General features: G+C 69.1%; 16 protein-coding genes. 11 read left to right on the top strand and 5 right to left on the bottom strand.

Features of this window, described 5'->3' with window-relative positions; all coding sequences use genetic code 11:
- The first annotated feature begins 50 nt into the window (after positions 1-50).
- The 7 genes from A6048_RS03230 (at position 51) to A6048_RS03200 (ending at position 7,828) form a co-directional block, all read left to right on the top strand.
- Complete coding sequence (locus A6048_RS03230; protein WP_107748747.1) at positions 51-1,643, top strand: FadD3 family acyl-CoA ligase; 1,593 nt, start codon at positions 51-53, stop codon at positions 1,641-1,643.
- Positions 1,640-2,596, top strand: coding sequence for an SDR family NAD(P)-dependent oxidoreductase (locus A6048_RS03225; protein WP_107748746.1), 957 nt, complete (start codon positions 1,640-1,642; stop codon positions 2,594-2,596). Before A6048_RS03230 ends, A6048_RS03225 begins: the two co-directional genes overlap by 4 nt.
- A 151-nt stretch (positions 2,597-2,747) precedes the next feature.
- Entirely contained in the window at positions 2,748-3,677 is a 930-nt protein-coding gene (locus A6048_RS03220) for an enoyl-CoA hydratase (RefSeq protein WP_107748745.1), read from the top strand.
- A gap of 4 nt (positions 3,678-3,681) precedes the next feature.
- On the top strand, positions 3,682-4,851 hold the full coding sequence (locus A6048_RS03215) for an acyl-CoA dehydrogenase family protein (RefSeq protein WP_107748744.1): 1,170 nt from the start codon (positions 3,682-3,684) through the stop codon (positions 4,849-4,851).
- Positions 4,852-4,867: 16 nt separating this feature from the next.
- On the top strand, positions 4,868-5,854 hold the full coding sequence (locus tag A6048_RS03210; protein WP_107748743.1) for an acyl-CoA dehydrogenase family protein: 987 nt from the start codon (positions 4,868-4,870) through the stop codon (positions 5,852-5,854).
- Positions 5,851-6,996, top strand: coding sequence for an acyl-CoA dehydrogenase family protein (locus tag A6048_RS03205; protein ID WP_107748742.1), 1,146 nt, complete (start codon positions 5,851-5,853; stop codon positions 6,994-6,996). Before A6048_RS03210 ends, A6048_RS03205 begins: the two co-directional genes overlap by 4 nt.
- A 10-nt stretch (positions 6,997-7,006) precedes the next feature.
- Positions 7,007-7,828: an inositol monophosphatase family protein gene (locus A6048_RS03200; protein ID WP_107748741.1), complete on the top strand. Its 822-nt coding sequence runs from the start codon at positions 7,007-7,009 to the stop codon at positions 7,826-7,828.
- Positions 7,829-7,880: 52 nt separating this feature from the next.
- Here the strand turns inward: A6048_RS03200 and A6048_RS03195 are convergent, their stop codons facing one another.
- The 5 genes from A6048_RS03195 to hsaA form a co-directional block, all read right to left on the bottom strand.
- Positions 7,881-9,071 (bottom strand): sulfotransferase family protein, encoded by a 1,191-nt coding sequence (locus A6048_RS03195; RefSeq protein WP_107748740.1) that lies wholly within the window; start codon positions 9,069-9,071, stop codon positions 7,881-7,883.
- A gap of 52 nt (positions 9,072-9,123) precedes the next feature.
- On the bottom strand, positions 9,124-10,359 hold the full coding sequence (locus A6048_RS03190; protein WP_107748845.1) for a hypothetical protein: 1,236 nt from the start codon (positions 10,357-10,359) through the stop codon (positions 9,124-9,126).
- Between the two features lie 8 nt (positions 10,360-10,367).
- Entirely contained in the window at positions 10,368-10,952 is a 585-nt protein-coding gene (gene hsaB / locus A6048_RS03185; RefSeq protein ID WP_107748739.1) for a 3-hydroxy-9,10-secoandrosta-1,3,5(10)-triene-9,17-dione monooxygenase reductase subunit, read from the bottom strand.
- Positions 10,953-11,100: 148 nt separating this feature from the next.
- Complete coding sequence (hsaC, locus tag A6048_RS03180; RefSeq protein WP_107748738.1) at positions 11,101-12,003, bottom strand: iron-dependent extradiol dioxygenase HsaC; 903 nt, start codon at positions 12,001-12,003, stop codon at positions 11,101-11,103.
- A 32-nt stretch (positions 12,004-12,035) separates the two neighbouring features.
- Complete coding sequence (gene hsaA / locus A6048_RS03175) at positions 12,036-13,211, bottom strand: 3-hydroxy-9,10-secoandrosta-1,3,5(10)-triene-9,17-dione monooxygenase oxygenase subunit (RefSeq protein WP_107748737.1); 1,176 nt, start codon at positions 13,209-13,211, stop codon at positions 12,036-12,038.
- Between the two features lie 188 nt (positions 13,212-13,399).
- On the opposite strand from hsaA, the gene A6048_RS03170 reads away from it, so the two are divergent.
- From A6048_RS03170 to A6048_RS03155, 4 genes are read left to right on the top strand one after another with little or no spacing between them, the layout of a single operon-like run.
- Entirely contained in the window at positions 13,400-14,623 is a 1,224-nt protein-coding gene (locus tag A6048_RS03170) for a 3-ketosteroid-9-alpha-monooxygenase, oxygenase component (protein ID WP_107748736.1), read from the top strand.
- Positions 14,623-15,018 (top strand): hypothetical protein, encoded by a 396-nt coding sequence (locus A6048_RS03165; protein WP_107748735.1) that lies wholly within the window; start codon positions 14,623-14,625, stop codon positions 15,016-15,018. The genes A6048_RS03170 and A6048_RS03165 overlap by 1 nt, the downstream gene beginning before the upstream one ends.
- Positions 15,019-15,073: 55 nt before the next feature.
- On the top strand, positions 15,074-16,135 hold the full coding sequence (locus A6048_RS03160; protein ID WP_107748734.1) for a ferredoxin--NADP reductase: 1,062 nt from the start codon (positions 15,074-15,076) through the stop codon (positions 16,133-16,135).
- A 13-nt stretch (positions 16,136-16,148) separates the two neighbouring features.
- A complete protein-coding gene (locus tag A6048_RS03155; RefSeq protein ID WP_107748733.1) occupies positions 16,149-16,670 on the top strand; it encodes a flavodoxin domain-containing protein in 522 nt (173 codons plus the stop codon).
- Positions 16,671-16,763: the final 93 nt, after the last annotated feature.

Genomic DNA, 16,763 nt, shown 5'->3' with positions numbered 1-16,763 from the left:
TGCTTGGTACCGTGGTGGGCGCCACACCCGCAGCACCCGAGGAGTCCGCGATGACCGACCGCCCCGCCGCCGCCACCCGCGACGTCGAGACCACCGCCGCAGCCCTGCGACGGGCGGCGGAACTCTGGCCGGACCGCGAGGCGATCGCCGACGTCCAGCCCGGCCAGGACACCCGGTGGACGTGGTCGCAGCTGCTCGACGAGGTCCGCCGGTTCGCCGCGGGCCTCATCACGCGCGGAGTCGGCCACGGTGACCGCGTGGTGATCTGGGCGCCCAACACCCGCCACTGGATCGTGGCCGCGCTCGGTGTGCAGTACGCCGGCGGGACGGTGGTCCCCGCCAACACCCGCTACACCGGTAGCGAGACGCTCGAACTGGTCCAGCGGACGAACGCGTCCGCCGCGGTCGTGGCGGGCGCCTTTCTCGGCGCCGAGCGGATCGCCGAGCTGACCTCAGCGGCGGGCGGATCGCTCGCCGGCGCCACCACACTGCGGATCCTCGTGCGGATCCCCCTCGACGGCGGCGACACCGCGGCCACCGACATCGACGTCCTCGACCTGACCGACCTCCAGTCGCTGGCCACGGAGTCCACCCTCGCCGACGCGGACACGCGCGCGGATGCCGTGACGGGCGAGGACGTGGCCGACATCCTGTTCACCTCCGGCACCACCGGCAAGAGCAAGGGCGTAGTGGCGTTGCACCGCCAGACCGTCGCGGGGGCACGCGCGTGGGGCTCGAACGGAGGGCTGACCGAACGCGACCGCTACCTCATCGTCAACCCGTTCTTCCACAGCTTCGGCTACAAGGCCGGATTCCTGGTCTGCACGCTCTTCGGCGCCACGATCATCCCCCTGGCGGTGTACTCGCCCACCGAGACCATGCGGCTCATCCAGCAGGAGCGAGCCTCGGTCCTGCCGGGCGCGCCCACGATCTTCCAGACGATCCTGGACGCTCCCGACCGCTCGCGTTTCGACCTGTCCTCCCTGCGTCTCGCGGTGACCGGCGCGTCGGTGGTCCCGGTGGTGCTGGTCGAGCGGATGCAGTCCGACCTGGGGCTGGAGACGGTCCTCACCGCGTACGGCCAGACCGAGACGATGGGTTTCATCACCACCACCACCGCGGACGACGACGACGTCACCGTGGCCACCACCTGCGGCCGCGCCTACCCCGGCATGGAGATCCGGATCGGCGACAAGGGCGAGATCCTCACCCGGGGCGAGATGGTCATGCAGGGGTATCTCGACGACCCGGAGAACACCGCGGACACCATCGACCCCGACGGCTGGCTCCACACCGGGGACGTGGGCGAGATCGACTCCCACGGCAATCTGCGCATCACCGACCGCCTCAAGGACATGTACATCACGGGCGGGTTCAACGTGTACCCCGCGGAGGTCGAGCAGACGCTCGCGCGCTTGGACGGGGTGGTCGAGACCGCCGTCATCGGTGTCCCCGACGACCGGATGGGCGAGGTCGGAAAGGCCTTCGTGGTGCTCCGAGACGGTTCATCGCTCACCGAGGAGGACGTCCTCGGGTTCTGCCGCGAGCACCTGGCCAACTTCAAACGCCCCCGCGCGGTCGAGTTCGTCGAGTCCTTCCCGCGCAACGCCTCGGGCAAGATCCTCAAGACCGACCTGCGATGAGCGTCCCCACCGACCGCTCCGACAGCCCCGGCCACCCCGCAAGCCCCGACCAACCCGAGGATTCCGAGGGGGGCCAGCACGTGGAGCGGGGGGCGGGCGCGGTCCTGATCACCGGTGCCTCGGGCGGCATCGGGGGCGCGGTGGCCCGGCGCCTCGCCGACGAGTTCCCCGACGCTCCCCTGGTGCTGGGCTACCGATCGACCGAACCGGTGGACCTGATGGCCGAGCTGTCCGACACCGGGGACGCCGCAATGGGAGAGCGCATCGCATCTGGTGGGCGCATCGCATCTGGTGGGCGCGCCGAAGCCCGTGGGCGCACCGTGGAGTGCGTCCGCCTGTTCCCGGGGCGGAGGAACGTCGACCAGGACGGCGCCCACGACCACCACGACGACGACGAGGTGGCCGCGATCGTCGACGGGATCGGCTCCCGGTACGGCGGGATCGCCGTCCTCGCCCATTGCGCCGGCCCGCACGTTCCCATGGTCCACCTGTCCCGGACCAGCCCGGCCGATCTCCGCGCCCAGCTGGACGCGGACGCCGCCGGATTCTTCGCCATCGCGCACCCGGCGCTGCCGCACCTGCGCGCGGTGGGCGGCAACGTCGTCGTCGTCACCACCGCCGCCACCACCCGCTATCCCGTCCGGGACGGCCTGTCCGCGGTCCCCAAGGGCGCTGTCGAGCAGCTGGTCCGGGGCCTGGCGGCGGAGGAGGGCCGTTTCGGCGTGCGCGTGAACTGCGTGGGCCCGGGGATGCTCATCGACGGGATGGCCGAACGCCTCATCTCCTCGGGCGACCTCGACGACCGCGCACTCGAGGTCACCCGCGGCAACATCCCCCTGCGACGGTTCGGCACCGCGGACGACGTCGCCGAGGCCGTGGTCTTCCTGGCCTCCGGCCGCGCCGGCTTCATCTCCGGCCAGAAGCTCGACGTGGACGGTGGCTACGGCGTCTGAACGGCGATGGCCGTGGCGCCTGAACGGCGGTGGACATGGCGCCTGAACGGCGGTGTCCAGTGCGCCGCGGGAACGTGGCCACGGGGTGCGAACCGAGCGGGTCCGGTACAGTACCAACCAAGCACTTGCTAGGTAAGGAGAACCCCAGCTCATGACCGACGCACCCATCCCTCCGGTCCTCGGTGTAGACGACCTCGGCCCGGACACGCAGCCGGTCGCCTACGAGGTCGCGGGCGGCACCGCCTACGTCACCCTCAACCGTCCCGACTTCCGCAACGCGCAGAACTCGGTGATGACGTACTCGCTGGACAATGCCTTCATCAAGGCCGTCGAGGACGACTCGGTCAAGGTGATCGTCCTGCGCGCCAACGGCAAGCACTTCTCCGCAGGCCACGACATCGGCACCACAGAACGCGACCACCATGTCGAGTACCCCAACCGCGCCTCGATCTGGTGGGACCACACCACCCGCGGGGGCGGCGACCGGCGACTGGCCCGCGAGACCGAGGTCTACGTGCAGATGTGCCGGCGCTGGCGAGAGATCCCCAAGCCGATGATCGCCCAGGTCCACGGCGCGTGCATCGCCGGCGGCCTCATGCTGGCGTGGGTCTGCGACTTCATCGTGGCCTCCGACGACGCGTTCTTCTCCGACCCCGTGGTCAAGATGGGCATTCCGGGTGTCGAGTACTTCGCCCACGCCTTCGTGCTGGGCCCCCGACGCGCCAAGGAGATCCTCTACACCGGTCGCAGATTCGGCGCGGCCGAGGCGCTGGACTGGGGAATGCTCAACCACGTCGTGCCCCGCGACGAACTGCAGGCCAAGGTCGACGAGATCGCCGGGGAGATCGCGACGATGCCCGCCTTCGGTCTCACGCTGGCCAAGAAGGTCATCAACTCCAACGAGGACCAGATGGGTCTGCAGACCTCGCTGGACACGGCGTTCGGCTGGCACATGTTCGCCCACTCTGCCAACGCCGAACCCGACGACACAGACTCGTTCTCTACCTCCCTCGGCGGGATGGACGCGCGGTCCATGCGCGACAGCGCGAACAAGGGCTCGACCGGGAAGAACGAGGGCTGACGCCGTGGATCTGGATCTTGACGCCTCGACACAGGAGTTCCGCCTCGAGGTTCGCGAGTGGCTCGCGGCCAACGTGCCCGCCGAGCCGCTGCCGCACATGGACACCCGCGAGGGTTTCGAGGCCCACCGCGAGTGGGAGCGCACGATGGCCGACGCGCGCATGTCGGTCGTGTCCTGGCCGGAGGAGTTCGGCGGCCGGGACTGCGGCCTGGTCAACTGGGTGGTCTTCGAGGAGGAGTACTTCCGCGCGGGCGCCCCGCTGCGCGTGAGCCAGAACGGCATCTTCCTCCTGGCGCCGACCCTGTTCGACCACGCGACCCCCGAGCAGCTCGCGCACATCATGCCGCGCATGGCCCGCGCCGACGACATCTGGGCGCAGGCCTGGTCCGAGCCGGAGGCGGGTTCGGACCTGGCGTCGTTGCGCTCCACCGCCACCCGCGTCGACGGCGGCTGGGTCCTGAACGGCCAGAAAGTGTGGTCCACCCGCGCCTCCTTCGCGGACAAGGGCTTCGGCCTGTTCCGGACCGACCCGGACGAGCCCCGCCACAAGGGCCTGACCTACTTCATGTTCGACCTGCGGGCCGAGGGCGTCACCGTGCGCCCGATCGACCAGCTCGACGGCCTGCCCGGCTTCGCCGAGCTGTTCCTCGAGGACGTCTTCGTTCCCGACGACCCCGCGGACCCGGCAGAGTCCGGCGTGATCGGCGAGGTCAACCAGGGGTGGAAGGTGGCCATGTCCACCGCCAACAACGAGCGCGGGCTCTCCCTGCGCTCGCCGGGGCGCTTCCTGGCCACGACTGACCGGCTGCTCGACCTCTGGGGCTCGGCCGAGGCGGATCTCGACGAGCGCACCCGCGGCGAGCTGGCCGATCGCGTGGTGGACGCCTGGATCGGCTCCCGCGCCTACGAGCTCAGCACCTGGAACACCGTCACCACGCTCACCGGCGGCGCCAACCTGGGGTTCGAGTCCTCCATCAACAAGGTCTTCTGGTCGAACTGGGACATCGCCACCCACGAGACCGCCCTGGACGTACTCGGCACGGCGGGCGAACTCGCCGGCGAGCAGTGGATGGACGGCTACCTGTTCGCCCTCGCCGGGCCCATCTACGCGGGCACGAACGAAGTCCAGAAGAACATCATCGCCGAGCGGCTCCTCGGCCTACCGCGCGGCTGACGGGACATCGAACACCATGAGATTCTCACTCGATCCGGAGATCATCGACTTCGCGGCGAGCATCGACTCGCTGCTGGCCAAATCCGACATGCCGTCGGTCATCCGGGCCTGGAGCGCCGGTGACACCGGCCCCGGCACCACCGTGTGGGGCAGGGTCGCCGAGACCGGCGCCGCCGCCCTGCTCATCGACGAGGACGCGGGCGGGGCCGGGGCCACCGCCGTCGAGGCCGTCGTGGCGCTGGAGGTCATGGGGCGATACGCCGTCCCCGGGCCGGTCACCGAGTCGGTGATGGTCGCACCCCGCATCGCGGCCGCGCTGAACGCGACAGCGCCCGACACCGCGGGCGAGCTCGCCGGCGGCGCGTTCGCCTCGGTCGCCGTGCCGGGCGTCTCCCCGTTCGCACCCGACGCCCATGTCGCCGCGCACCTGTGGATCGCGGACGACGACAAGGTGTTCACCGGCGAGGCCGGAGAGGCCCGTCGTTCGGTGGATCGCGCCCGCACCGTCACCACCCCGACCCGCGGCGACCAGGTCGGCGCGGCGAGCACCGTCGACCTGGTCAACCACGGGGCGTTGGGCACCGCGGCCCAGCTCATGGGCCTGGGGCGGGCCATGCTCGACATGAGCGTGGACTACGCCACGCAGCGCTCGCAGTACGGCAAGGTCATCGGCCAGTACCAGGCGCTCAAGCACCAGCTCGCCGAGGTCGCGATCGCGCTCGAGATGGCCCGCCCCCTGCTGTGGGCCGGCGCACTCGCGGTGGCCGAGAACCCCGACGATCCGGCCGCCGCCGTCCGGGACGTCTCCGCCGCCCGCGTGGCCGTCGCCGACGCCGCCTACCTGTCCGCCCGCACGGCGCTGCAGATCCACGGCGCGATCGGCTACACCCTTGAGCACGATCTGGGCCTCCTGCTCACCAAGACCCGTGCACTGCAGACCGCGTGGGGTACGCAGAGCTACCACCGCGGGCGTGTCCTGGACAGCCTGGAGAGTGCGCGATGACCGCGCTCACAACCTCCCCCGGGGTGGACACCGAGGAGCAGGCGGCAATGCGGAGTTCGGTCGCCGGGCTCCTGGACAAGAAGTCGGACCCGGCGGCCGTACGTGCGGCCATGGCCTCCGAGCACGGGCACGACCCCGCACTGTGGTCGACCCTCGTCGAGCAGATCGGCGCGGCAGCGCTGTCGATCCCCGAGCAGTACGACGGCGCCGGTGCCACCTGGGTCGAGACCCACCTGGTGTGCGAAGAGCTGGGCCGTCGCCTCACCCCCTCCCCCCTGCTCGGCTCGGCGGTCCTCGCGGCCCAGGCCGTGCTGGCCTCCGGTGACGAGGCGGCCTGCGCCCGGATACTGCCCGGCATCGCCGCCGGCGAGCAGGTGGCGCTGTGCTGGGCGTCGGAGGACGGCTGGGCCACGCCGGGGGTCAGCGCCTCCGGTTCCGACGGTGACACGCTCAGCGGCACCGCCCACCACGTCCTCGGCGCCGACACCTCCTCCACGCTGCTCGTGATAGCGATCACGGGCGGCGGGGTGGGGCTCTTCGAGGTTCCCACCGAGACCTCCGGGGTGACGGTCACCCGGGTCCCGGTCATGGACCCCACCCGCACGATGGCGCGCGTCGAGTTCGATTCCGTCACGGCGACGCCCGTCCCCACCCGCGCGAGCTTCCTGCCCCGACTTCGCGCGGCCGCGTGGGCGGCGATCTCCGCCGAGCAGGTCGGCGCCGCGCGGTCCGTGCTCGACGCGACCGTGAAGTACACCCAGGAGCGCACGCAGTTCGGCCGCACCATCGGCTCGTTCCAGGCGCTCAAACACCGCATGGCCGACATGTACGTCAGGGCCGAGACCGCCGCGTCGCTGTCCTACTCGGCCGCCGCGATGGTCGCCCAGGCCCAGTCTCTCGGGGACGGGCCGAACTCCGACGAGGCCGCCTACGCCGCCGAGATCGAGGCCGCCGCCGCCAAGGTGTACTGCTCCGAGGCACTGCAGTGGATCACCGGCGAGTCCATCCAGCTCCACGGCGGCGTGGGGATCACGTGGGAATACGACGCCCACCTGTTCTTCAAGCGCGCGCACGGCACCGCTCAGTTGCTCGGTCAGCCCCACGAGATCCTCGGGGCGCTAGAGGTGGCCGCAGGCCTCTAGAATCGCCGGTATGAGTCCCTTCCCCGAGCACGGACGTACCAACGACCAACGACTCGCCGAGGACCTGGCGGCGCAGGCCGGACGACTGCTCACCGATCTGAGGGTCTCCCGGGTCGCTCCAGAGGAACTCGGCGACTTCGCCGAGGGCGAGGCCCGAGCGGTGATCGTGGACCGGCTCGCCGTGGCCCGGCCCGACGACCTCGTCTTTGGCGAATGGAACCCGGACTCGCGGGCCCGCCTCGAGGCGGACCGGGTGTGGATGATCGACCCACTGGACGGCGTGCACTCGTACTGCACCGAGGGACGTCCCGACTGGGCGGTACACGTGGCTCTGTGGGAGAGGGACCCGGCGGGCACCGGCGGTATCACCGCCTGCGCGATCGCCATGCCCGCGTACGGCCGGGTGATCACCGGCCGAGGCGCCACCACCTACCAGCCGATCTCCATCATCCGCGGCCCACGCCCCCGCCCGCTGGTTCCGCCACGCGACGACGATCACCTGCGCATCGCCGTCTCGGAGGCCGATCCCCCGGCGTTCGCGGAGGAGCTCGCGGAGTCGCTCGACGCCTCGCTGGTGCACCTCGGATCGGGAGGCGGCAAGACCGCCACCGTCGTCGAGGGCGAGTGCGACGCCTACATCCACACCAGCGGGCACCACCAGTGGGACTCGGCCGCCACGTTCGGCGTGGTACGCCAGCGCGGGCTGCACGCCAGCCGACTCGACGGTTCCGAGCTGGTCTACAACGTCGAGCAGATCGAGTTCCCCGACCTGCTGGTGTGCAAGGAGGACGTGGCCGACCGCATCATCGAGGCCGTCCGGCAGTACCTCTGACCCAGTACCTCTGACGCAGCACCTCCGACCCAGCACCTCTGGTCCGGTGCCTCTACCCCTCCAGGCCCCGGTAGCCGTCGAACCGCTCGGCGACCTGCTCCTCGCTCAATCCGTAGTCGGCGAGCGTGTAGCGGTGTGCGGGCGCCCGGTCGCCGGACAGACTCTTCGCGTTCTCGGCCTCGACCGCCGTTCGCACCCCGTCGTCCAGCCCGGTACCGACAGCGGCGTACACACGTTCCACCACTCCCGCCGGGTCCTCGATCAGCTCACGGTGGTTGACGTCCACGAACGTCGCCCGCGACGCCGGGTCCGACTCGTGCCGGGCGCGGACCGCGTCGAACTCGACCACGCCGCGCGCCCACAGGTCGAGCTGCGAGGACCCGATGTACTCCGGGGTGAAGCGCGTCGACCAGTCCGCGGCGGTCCGGTGCGCCAGCGAGAACATCGACGCCATGGACTTGCGCGGATCTCGATGGGTCTGCACCACCACGGCGTCGGGGTACACCTCGAGCAGTGCGTCGAGCGCGAACAGGTGGCTGGGGTTCTTGAGCACCCATCGCCGTCCGGGATCGTCCGCCCCGATCAGCTGCAGGTTGCGCTTGTGTCGCCGGTACACGGGCACCCAGTCGACGCCCTCGAGCCACGTCGAATACCCGTCGAGCCTGGCCAGGCACTCGTACGACGCCGACGTGGCGGACTGGCGCAGCAGCTGCCAGCACTCCTCCAGGTCGTCGGCGGAGATGTAGTGCACCCCTCCGTAGTCGGGGTTCTCCGACATGAACCCGGCGTACAGGTCGCGCAGCCCGCGGTAGGTGGGGTCGTCCTCCCACTGCTCCCGGGGCGGCCGCGGCTTGGGGACCTCCGTGAGCCACAACTCGAGTCCCTGGTTCGCGGGGTCGGCGCCCAGGAGTCGGTGAAGTGCCGTGGTTCCGGTCCGGGGAAGACCGGTGACGACGACGGGCCGCACGATCTCGACGTCCGCCTGGGCCGGGTCCGCCGAGAAACCCGCCTGCGAGACGAGCCGCGCCGCCATCGCGCCCTTGAGTACGGAGCGCCAGTACTTGCTGCCGGCCGGGGTGAGGCCGGCGTCGGAGTGCAGGGAGTCGAGTAGCACGCCCAGCGCCTCGCGGTGGCGGTCCTCGCCGTCCCCGAAGTCCTCGAGCCCGACCGCCCTCGAGGCGCTCGCGTGGAGGTCGTCGACGGTGCCGACGAAGATGCGGTCGGCGTCGGTCGGTGCGGACATCAGCTGGGCCTCCTGCCCACGAGACAATTGCTGTTCATGGACAGACCCCTTCTCATGACAGACCCCGTCGTGCGAACGCGTCCTGACGCGCGGCGATCCGTGCGCGCCACTGTTCGGCGGTCACCCGCTGGTCGTCATAGCCGGGCAGCTCGGAGGCGACGTGGTCGAACGGCACGACCTTCACGGTCGGTCCCTGCTCCGGTGTGATGGGGGCGTCGACACGCTGCCAGCGGAACTGCATGATGCCCTCGCGGTGGCCCAGGGTCTCGATCCAGTTGGCCACCCCGGGGTCCCGGTCGGCCACCACCAGGTAGACCATCCCGTCGGCGGCGACGTGCGCCTGGTCCGCGGTGAGGCTGGTCTGGTGGTGCACGTACTCGAGCGAGGCGTACCACATGCTGCCCAGCTGGAAGCCCTGGTAGGGCACGCCGGCCACGGGCACCGAGATGATCATCGCCTGGTCCGGCTCCAGCTCGAAGACCCCGGCCGACGAGCACTGCGTGGTGAGTCCGCCCGGCGTCTGCCGCGGCTGGCCGAGGGTGTTGCGCGGCTGGTCGCCGAAGAACCACCCCGGGAAGGCCAACCAGGTCTGCAACCGGCCGGTCAGCGCGTCCGCGAGCTTGGCGTAGAACTTCTCCTGCCCCGCCAGTGACACCGGCTCCGGAGCGGTGCCCACGGCGTCGACACGGCGCAGGACGGCGGTGCCGGCCTCCTCGGTGTCCCAGTCCGAGTAGACCTCGCGGACGGCGATCATCGAGGTCCCCGGGTGGAGCACCACGTAACCGGGGTCGCCCTCGTCGTCGTCGTGTCGTGGGGGTCCCAGGAGGAACGAGTACCGACCGTCCTCGTCTATCTCGAGTGCGCGGTCGTCGAATGCCGCGTGGGACGCCGCACGCTCGTCCGCCGAATAGGTACCGGCCATCACCTGGAAGGACAGGTCCGCGGTGGTCCCGCGTCGACCCTCGATCACGTACTCGGCGCCGTCAGTGAGGTTGGCGTAGAAGTACAAGGTGTCCGGGTTGTCGAGGCCCATCTTCGTGTACGGGCCCGTGGCCTGGAACAGCTGCGGATGGGAGCGACCTCGGTGCTGTCCGCTCTCGATCACTCCACGGATGGTCCCCAGCAGGTACTCGAGCCCCTCGGCCACGTCTGCCTCGGTCCGCACGTGCGGCGCCGACCGGATGATCTCCTCGGCCTCGGCCAGCGCCCTGGCCAGCGGCCCGGTCGCCCCGGTCTCCCCCACTGAGTTATCCCCCACTGAGCTCTCCCCCACTGAGTTCTCCCCCATCGCGGCGCTCACAGCCACGTGTAGGAGTCGGCGGAGGTGATGAAGTTGGCGAGCTCTTCCTGCTCGGGCGTCGGATCCACGACGTCCTCCTCGATACTCAGATACGCCCCGCGGTAGAACAGCAGGGGACGGACGTCCCGTTCGGTCGGCCCGAGGTGGTTGACCCGCCCCAGGACGATCCAGTGGTCGCCGCCGTCGAGCACCTGCTCGATCTCGCAGTCCAGCCACGCCATCACGCCGTCGATCACCGGAGAGCCGAGCGGACTCGGCGACCAGTCGATCGACGCGAACTTGTCGTCCCCGCGACGGCCGAACGTGGACGAGACGTCCTCCTGCTCCTCGGAGAGGATGTTGACGCAGAACTTGCCGGCCGCCTCGATCCCCTTCCACGACCCCGACGTCTTCATCGGGCAGAACAGGACCAGGGGAGGCTCGAGGGAGAGCGCGGAGAAGGACTGGCAGGCGAACCCGACCGGCGCGTCGTCCTTGACCGCCGTGATGACGGTGATCCCCGTACAGAACTGGCCGAGCGCGTCGCGCAGTTCCCGGTTGGAGAAGCTCTGGCCCTCCGGGGTGTGGTCGGTACTGCTCATCTCGGTCGGTCCTCCCTGGACTGGCGGATACGGTGCCGTCACGGCTGTGGGTGCGTCCGGCGGCTGGTCACCGGGTGTTCACGAACCCGGCGTGTTCACGAACCCTGCTGCTCGAGAACCCGGTTGTTCAGTAACCCAGCCTAGGCGTCTACTTGAAACCGACGGAGAAGTCGTGGCCCCAGAGGCTCACGGCCGTCGACTCCCGCGCGACCCATTTCTCGTCGTCCTCGACCTGTACGCCCTCGCAGCCGTACTCGCAGTCGAAGCCACCGGGCGTCTTCATGTAAAAGCTCAGCATCTTGTCGTTGACGTGCCGGCCGAGGGAGGCCGACATCCTGACGTTCTTGCGCAGTGCCCGGTCCAGCCCGAGACCGACGTCGTCCGCCGACGCGACCTCGACCATCAGGTGGATGATCCCGGTGGGGTTGGGGAACGGTGTGAACGCGAGCGAGTGATGCCGGGGGTTGCAGCCCAGGAAGCGCAGCCACGCCGGTTCCCCGTCGGCCGGTCGACCGACGATCTCCGGCGGCAGGCTCATCGAGTCGCGCAGGGCGAACCCGAGGACGTCCCGGTAGAACTCCAGCGCCGCCACCTCGTCCGGGGTGGAGAGCACGATGTGACCCGCCCCCTGGTCACCGGTGACGAACTCGTGCCCGTAGGGCGTCGGGATGCGCCGGTGCTGGAGGGCGATGGTGTGGTAGATCTCCAGCGTGAACCCGGCCGGGTCCTGGCAGGTGATCAGACCCCGTACCCTGCGGTCCCGCTTGACCTCGTCGGGGGCCTCCTGCCAGGCCACACCGGCGGCGTCGAGGCGTCGTATGACGTCATCGAGCTCCGCCTCGTTCGCGCACTCCCAGCCCACCGCGGCGAGCTTGTCCTCCGGGCCGGGAACCACGATCCACCGGTGCGGATTCTCGTCCATACGGAAGTAGAGTGCGTCCGGATCGTCGCCGGAACCCACCACGAACCCGAGTACCTTGGTTCCGTACTCACGCCATGCGTCCATGTCGGTGGCATACAGCCGGACATATCCGAAGTTGCTTATTGCCATGCCAAGTCAGTCCTTTCGATCCGCAGGGCGGATCAGACCATCGAGTCCGAGATCTTCTCGCCGAACTCATTCTGCCCGTACATGATGTACGCCTTGGTCGCCTCGTTGGCGGCGTGCACCCGACCGGCGTTGGCATCGCGCCAGAAACGCTGGATCGGCGAGGTGTCCTCGAGCGCGCGGGCGCCGGAGTTCTGGAACAGTAGCCCGATGGCGTCGATGGAGCGCTGAGTGGCCCGGACCTGGTCCCGACGGGCCCGGGTGCGGATGTCCATCCCCGGGTACTCGCCGGCCTTGATCAGGTCCAGCTCCTCGCGGACGTTGCGCATCAGCTGCAGCCACGCGGCGTCGATGTCACCCGCGGCCTCGGCGAGACGGACCTTGGCGAACGGGTCGTCCTTGACCTTGGTGCCGAAGGCGGCCCGGACCCGCGCACGCTGGTGCTCGCGGTGCACCTCGTAGCAGCCGAACGCCATACCGACGATCGGGGTGGAGATGGTGGTGGGGTGGATGGTGCCCCACGGCATGCGGTAGATCGGGTTGGTGTTGACCTCCAGCCCCGGGCTGGTCGTGTTGGCCATGTCGCCGAAGGACAGCACGCGGTGCGCGGGGATGAGCGCGTCCTTGATCAGGATGTCGTTGGACCCCGTGCCCTTGAGACCGGCGACGTGCCAGACATCGAGGATCTCGTACTGCGACTTCTCCACGAGGAAGGTGCAGAAGTCGATCATCTTCCCGTTCTCGTCGAGCACGGGACCGCCCACGAACACCCAGTCGGCATGGTCGCAGCCCGAGGACCAGGACCACTTGCCGTTGAGGAGGTACCCGTCGTCGGTCTTGGTGGCCGCACCCATCGGGGCGTACGACGACGAGATCCGCACGGTGCTGTCCGAACCCCAGACCTCCTCCTGCGCCTGCTGCGGGAACAGGGCCAGGTGCCAGTTGTGGATCCCGAGGATGCTGGCGCACCACCCGGTGGACGGGCACGCCGTCGCGATGGTCATGGCGGCGGTGTAGAAGGCCTCCATGTCCGCCTCGTAGCCACCCCACTGGGCGGGCTGGCAGAGCTTGAAGAAACCGGCCTCGTCGAGCTCCGCGATGTTCTGCGGGTGGACCCGGCGCAGGTCCTCGGTCTCCTGCGCACGCTCGGCGAAACCGGGCAGCAGGGCTTTGATCCGGTCGATGACCTCGTGGTTGGCGTGCTCGCTCATGTGATCCCTCTCTGGCTTTTGTGGGGCGCTTGGCCCTAGACTAGAACACGTTACAGTTTTCCACCAGACTGAACCCCCCGGAAGGAAGGCTATGGCACCCCGTGCCAGCGCCTACAGGGATTGGTTGTGACCAGCAACCCGATTCTATAACCTGTTCTCATCCGGCTCATGCCCTCAGGAGGATTATCATGACCGCAATCAGCTCGGCCCCCGGAGCTATCCGCGAGATCGACACGGGCGAGGCCCGGGAACGCTACGCGCGCGGTTGGCACTGCATCGGCACCGTCAAGGAGTTCACCGACGGCAAGCCCCACTCCATCCAGGCGTTCGGCACCAAGCTGGTCGTGTGGGCCAACGACCAGGGTGAGATCAACGTCCTCGACGCCTACTGCCGCCACCTCGGAGGCGATCTCTCCGACGGCGAGGTCAAGGACGGCAACATCGCGTGCCCGTTCCACGATTGGCGCTGGGGCGGCGACGGCAAGTGCAAGGGCATCCCCTATGCCAAGCGCGTTCCCCTCCGCGCCAAGACCCGCGCCTGGATCACCAACGTCCAGTCCGGCCAGGTCTTCGTCTGGCACGACCACGAGGGCAATCCCCCCCGTGACGAGGACGCCATCCCGGCCATCGCCGAGTACGAGACCGGCGAGTGGACCGACTGGGAGTGGAACCGCCTCGTGATCGAGGGTTCCAACTGTATGGAGATCGTCGACAACGTCGTCGACATGGCGCACTTCTACTACATCCATTTCGCCTTCCCGACGTACTTCAAGAACGTCTTCGAGGGGCAGACGGCCACCCAGTACCTCAACACCAAGGGTCGGCCGGACCACGATCCCACGGCCGGCAAGTACGGCGACACGCTCCTGGAGTCCGAGGCCTCGTACTTCGGGCCGGCGTACATGATCAACCCCCTCAAGCAGATGTACGGCGCCTTCGAGACCGAGGCGATCCTCATCAACTGCCACTACCCGATCGACCAGAACTCGTTCGTGCTGATGTACGGACTGTCGGTCAAGAAGCCCGCGGGTTTCGACGACGAGACGTCCGCCAAGATGGCCGCGAAGATCGCGACGTTCTTCGGCGAGGGCTTCCTCCAGGACGTCCGTATCTGGCAGCGCAAGTCCTCGATCGCCAACCCCCTCCTGTGCGAGGAGGACGGCCCCGTCTACCAGCTCCGCCGGTGGTACGAGCAGTTCTACGTGGACCGCGACAAGGTCGAGCCCGAGATGCAGGAGCGCTTCGAGTTCGAGGTCGACACCACGGCGGCCAACCAGTACTGGGAGAGCGAGGTCGCCGAGAACATGCGCAAGCAGGACGCCGGTGAGGCCGAGATCTCCAACGAGCAGACTCAGTACACGGGCATGGCGGACGTCGCCGGGGAGGCCGCCGCCTCCAGAGCCGAGAAGTGATGTTCAGACAGCACGATTCGCGGCGCGCGCCCACCTGGGACGAGACCGACCCGGCGCGCGCCGCGCGGCTGCACGCCTACACGGACCTGGACCGCGAGACCTACACCCGCGCCGGCTTCCAGCCCGTGGAGTGCCGCGCCTGTGGCGCGTGCGCCTCCGTGCGCAAGAACAGCGAGAAGCACACCTCCATCCAGTGGACCGAGGGCAGCGACCGCTCGTGCCCCGTGCTCGCCGAATGGCGTCAGGGCGGCGAGCGGCCGCAGGGGGAGGACACCTGCCCCAGGATGCTCGCGAGCATCCGGTACGCCTACGCGGAGGGTCTGATCACCCTCGCCGAGGGCGTCGACCCGGCCGATGCCGATCACATGGTCAACCCGCTGTACGTCCCTGAGTGAGACGCCCCGGAGTGACCTCCCGCCCCGCCGCATTCAAGCGATAGGCTCCCAATCCATGACCGCCACCCCACAACTCGGCTCCTTCGTGCGCGAACTCTCAATCGCCGAGGTGATCGAGGAGACCGCCGACGCCAAGTCGATCGTCTTCGAGATCCCCGCCGGTGCCGAGGACGACTTCCGGTACACCCCCGGGCAGTTCCTGACCCTGCGGATCCCCAGCGACCAGACCGGGTCCGTGGCGCGCTGCTACTCGCTCTCGAGTTCCCCCACCGAGGACTCCAGGCTCAAGGTGACCGTCAAGCGCACGATCGACGGCTACGGCTCCAACTGGCTGTGCGACAACGCCGAGGTCGGCATGTCCATGCACGTGCTGGCGCCGTCGGGCATCTTCACCCCCAAGAACCTCGATCAGGACTTCATCCTCCTGGCCGCCGGGTCCGGTGTCACCCCGGTGATGTCGATCCTCAAGTCGGCGCTCGCCCAGGGCACCGGGCACATCGTCATGGTGTACGCCAACCGGGACGAGAAGTCCGTGATCTTCAAGGACGAACTGCAGACCCTGCAGCGGGAGAACCCCGACCGGCTCACCGTTCTGCACTGGCTCGAGTCGGTGTCGGGTATTCCCTCCCCCGAGATGATCGGCAACCTCCTGCACCCGGTGGCGGCCAAGCGCCAGTCGTACATCTGTGGCCCGGCGCCGTTCATGGAGACCGTCAAGGACGGGCTCCGCCGCTCGGGGGCCGACATGCACCTCATCCACACCGAGGCGTTCTCCTCGATCGAGGGCGATCCGTTCGCCGAGATCGTGATCGACGACTCCCCCTCGGATGACGGCGTCGGGCCGGCCACGGCGATCGTGGAGCTCGACGACGAGACCCACGAGCTCTCGTGGCCGCGCAACACCCCACTCCTGGACGTCCTGCTGTCCAAGGGCATCAAGGCGCCGTTCTCCTGCCGCAAGGGCGAGTGTTCCGCCTGTGCCTGCGTTCTCAAGTCGGGCGAGGTCGAGATGATCCACAACGGGATCCTCGATCCGGAGGAGGTCGAGGAGGGGTACGTGCTGAGCTGCCAACTCCTACCCAAGACCGATCGCGTCGAGGTCTCGTACTCGGAGTGACAGACTTCAGGGCGTGAACCACCCTGTCGTCACCTTCACCTCCAAGTACGGCTCCACCCGCCGGTACGCGGACGCGCTCGCCGGGAGGCTCGGAACGCGCGCTGTGGATCTCGCCGCGATGCGGGACGCGTCCGACGCCGACCCGTTGGTGGTGCTCGCACCTCAGTACGTCACCAGCATCCTGGGGCGACGGCGGATCATCCGGGCGATCCGCTCGGCTCCGGGCCGCACGGCTCTCGTCGTCGTCGCCCTGTCCCCCGCCGACGACCCCGGGCGCGGCACCCTCGCACAGAAGCTCGTGGCGGCCTCCGGCCGCGAGGTCACCACCTTCCACCTACGCGGCGACTTCGACCCGGACCGGCTTCGGTGGATGGACCGCGTTCTCATGGCCGCGCTGCGTAGGGAATTGCGCAAGACCCCGAACGAACCGATGGCCCGGTTACTTCTGACTCGCGAGCGGATCGAGTTCGTCGACGAGTCCACCCTCGACCCGGTCGTGGCCTGGGCGCGGAGACCCGGCACGCCCGGGTCGTGAGCGGACCCGCCGACGGGGCATCGCGCCCTAGGAGACTGCTGAACAATCAGGGTGTCCGCCCCGCGGGGTGACCCGGGCCTGAAATACTTGGTT

The sequence above is a fragment of the Dietzia psychralcaliphila genome (assembly GCF_003096095.1).
GTDB lineage: Bacteria > Actinomycetota > Actinomycetes > Mycobacteriales > Mycobacteriaceae > Dietzia > Dietzia psychralcaliphila.
This window is presented reverse-complemented; position numbering and strand designations above follow the sequence as displayed.

Excerpts from the sequence above, each read along its gene's own strand:
- A6048_RS03230 (WP_107748747.1), top strand. The coding sequence starts at position 51 with ATGACCGACCGCCCCGCCGCCGCCACCCGCGACGTCGAGACCACCGCC.
- A6048_RS03225 (WP_107748746.1), top strand. The coding sequence starts at position 1,640 with ATGAGCGTCCCCACCGACCGCTCCGACAGCCCCGGCCACCCCGCAAGC.
- A6048_RS03220 (WP_107748745.1), top strand. The coding sequence starts at position 2,748 with ATGACCGACGCACCCATCCCTCCGGTCCTCGGTGTAGACGACCTCGGC.
- A6048_RS03210 (WP_107748743.1), top strand. The coding sequence starts at position 4,868 with ATGAGATTCTCACTCGATCCGGAGATCATCGACTTCGCGGCGAGCATC.
- A6048_RS03205 (WP_107748742.1), top strand. The coding sequence starts at position 5,851 with ATGACCGCGCTCACAACCTCCCCCGGGGTGGACACCGAGGAGCAGGCG.
- A6048_RS03200 (WP_107748741.1), top strand. The coding sequence starts at position 7,007 with ATGAGTCCCTTCCCCGAGCACGGACGTACCAACGACCAACGACTCGCC.
- A6048_RS03195 (WP_107748740.1), bottom strand. The coding sequence starts at position 9,071 with ATGTCCGCACCGACCGACGCCGACCGCATCTTCGTCGGCACCGTCGAC.
- A6048_RS03190 (WP_107748845.1), bottom strand. The coding sequence starts at position 10,359 with ATGGGGGAGAACTCAGTGGGGGAGAGCTCAGTGGGGGATAACTCAGTG.
- hsaB (WP_107748739.1), bottom strand. The coding sequence starts at position 10,952 with ATGAGCAGTACCGACCACACCCCGGAGGGCCAGAGCTTCTCCAACCGG.
- hsaC (WP_107748738.1), bottom strand. The coding sequence starts at position 12,003 with ATGGCAATAAGCAACTTCGGATATGTCCGGCTGTATGCCACCGACATG.
- hsaA (WP_107748737.1), bottom strand. The coding sequence starts at position 13,211 with ATGAGCGAGCACGCCAACCACGAGGTCATCGACCGGATCAAAGCCCTG.
- A6048_RS03170 (WP_107748736.1), top strand. The coding sequence starts at position 13,400 with ATGACCGCAATCAGCTCGGCCCCCGGAGCTATCCGCGAGATCGACACG.
- A6048_RS03165 (WP_107748735.1), top strand. The coding sequence starts at position 14,623 with ATGTTCAGACAGCACGATTCGCGGCGCGCGCCCACCTGGGACGAGACC.
- A6048_RS03160 (WP_107748734.1), top strand. The coding sequence starts at position 15,074 with ATGACCGCCACCCCACAACTCGGCTCCTTCGTGCGCGAACTCTCAATC.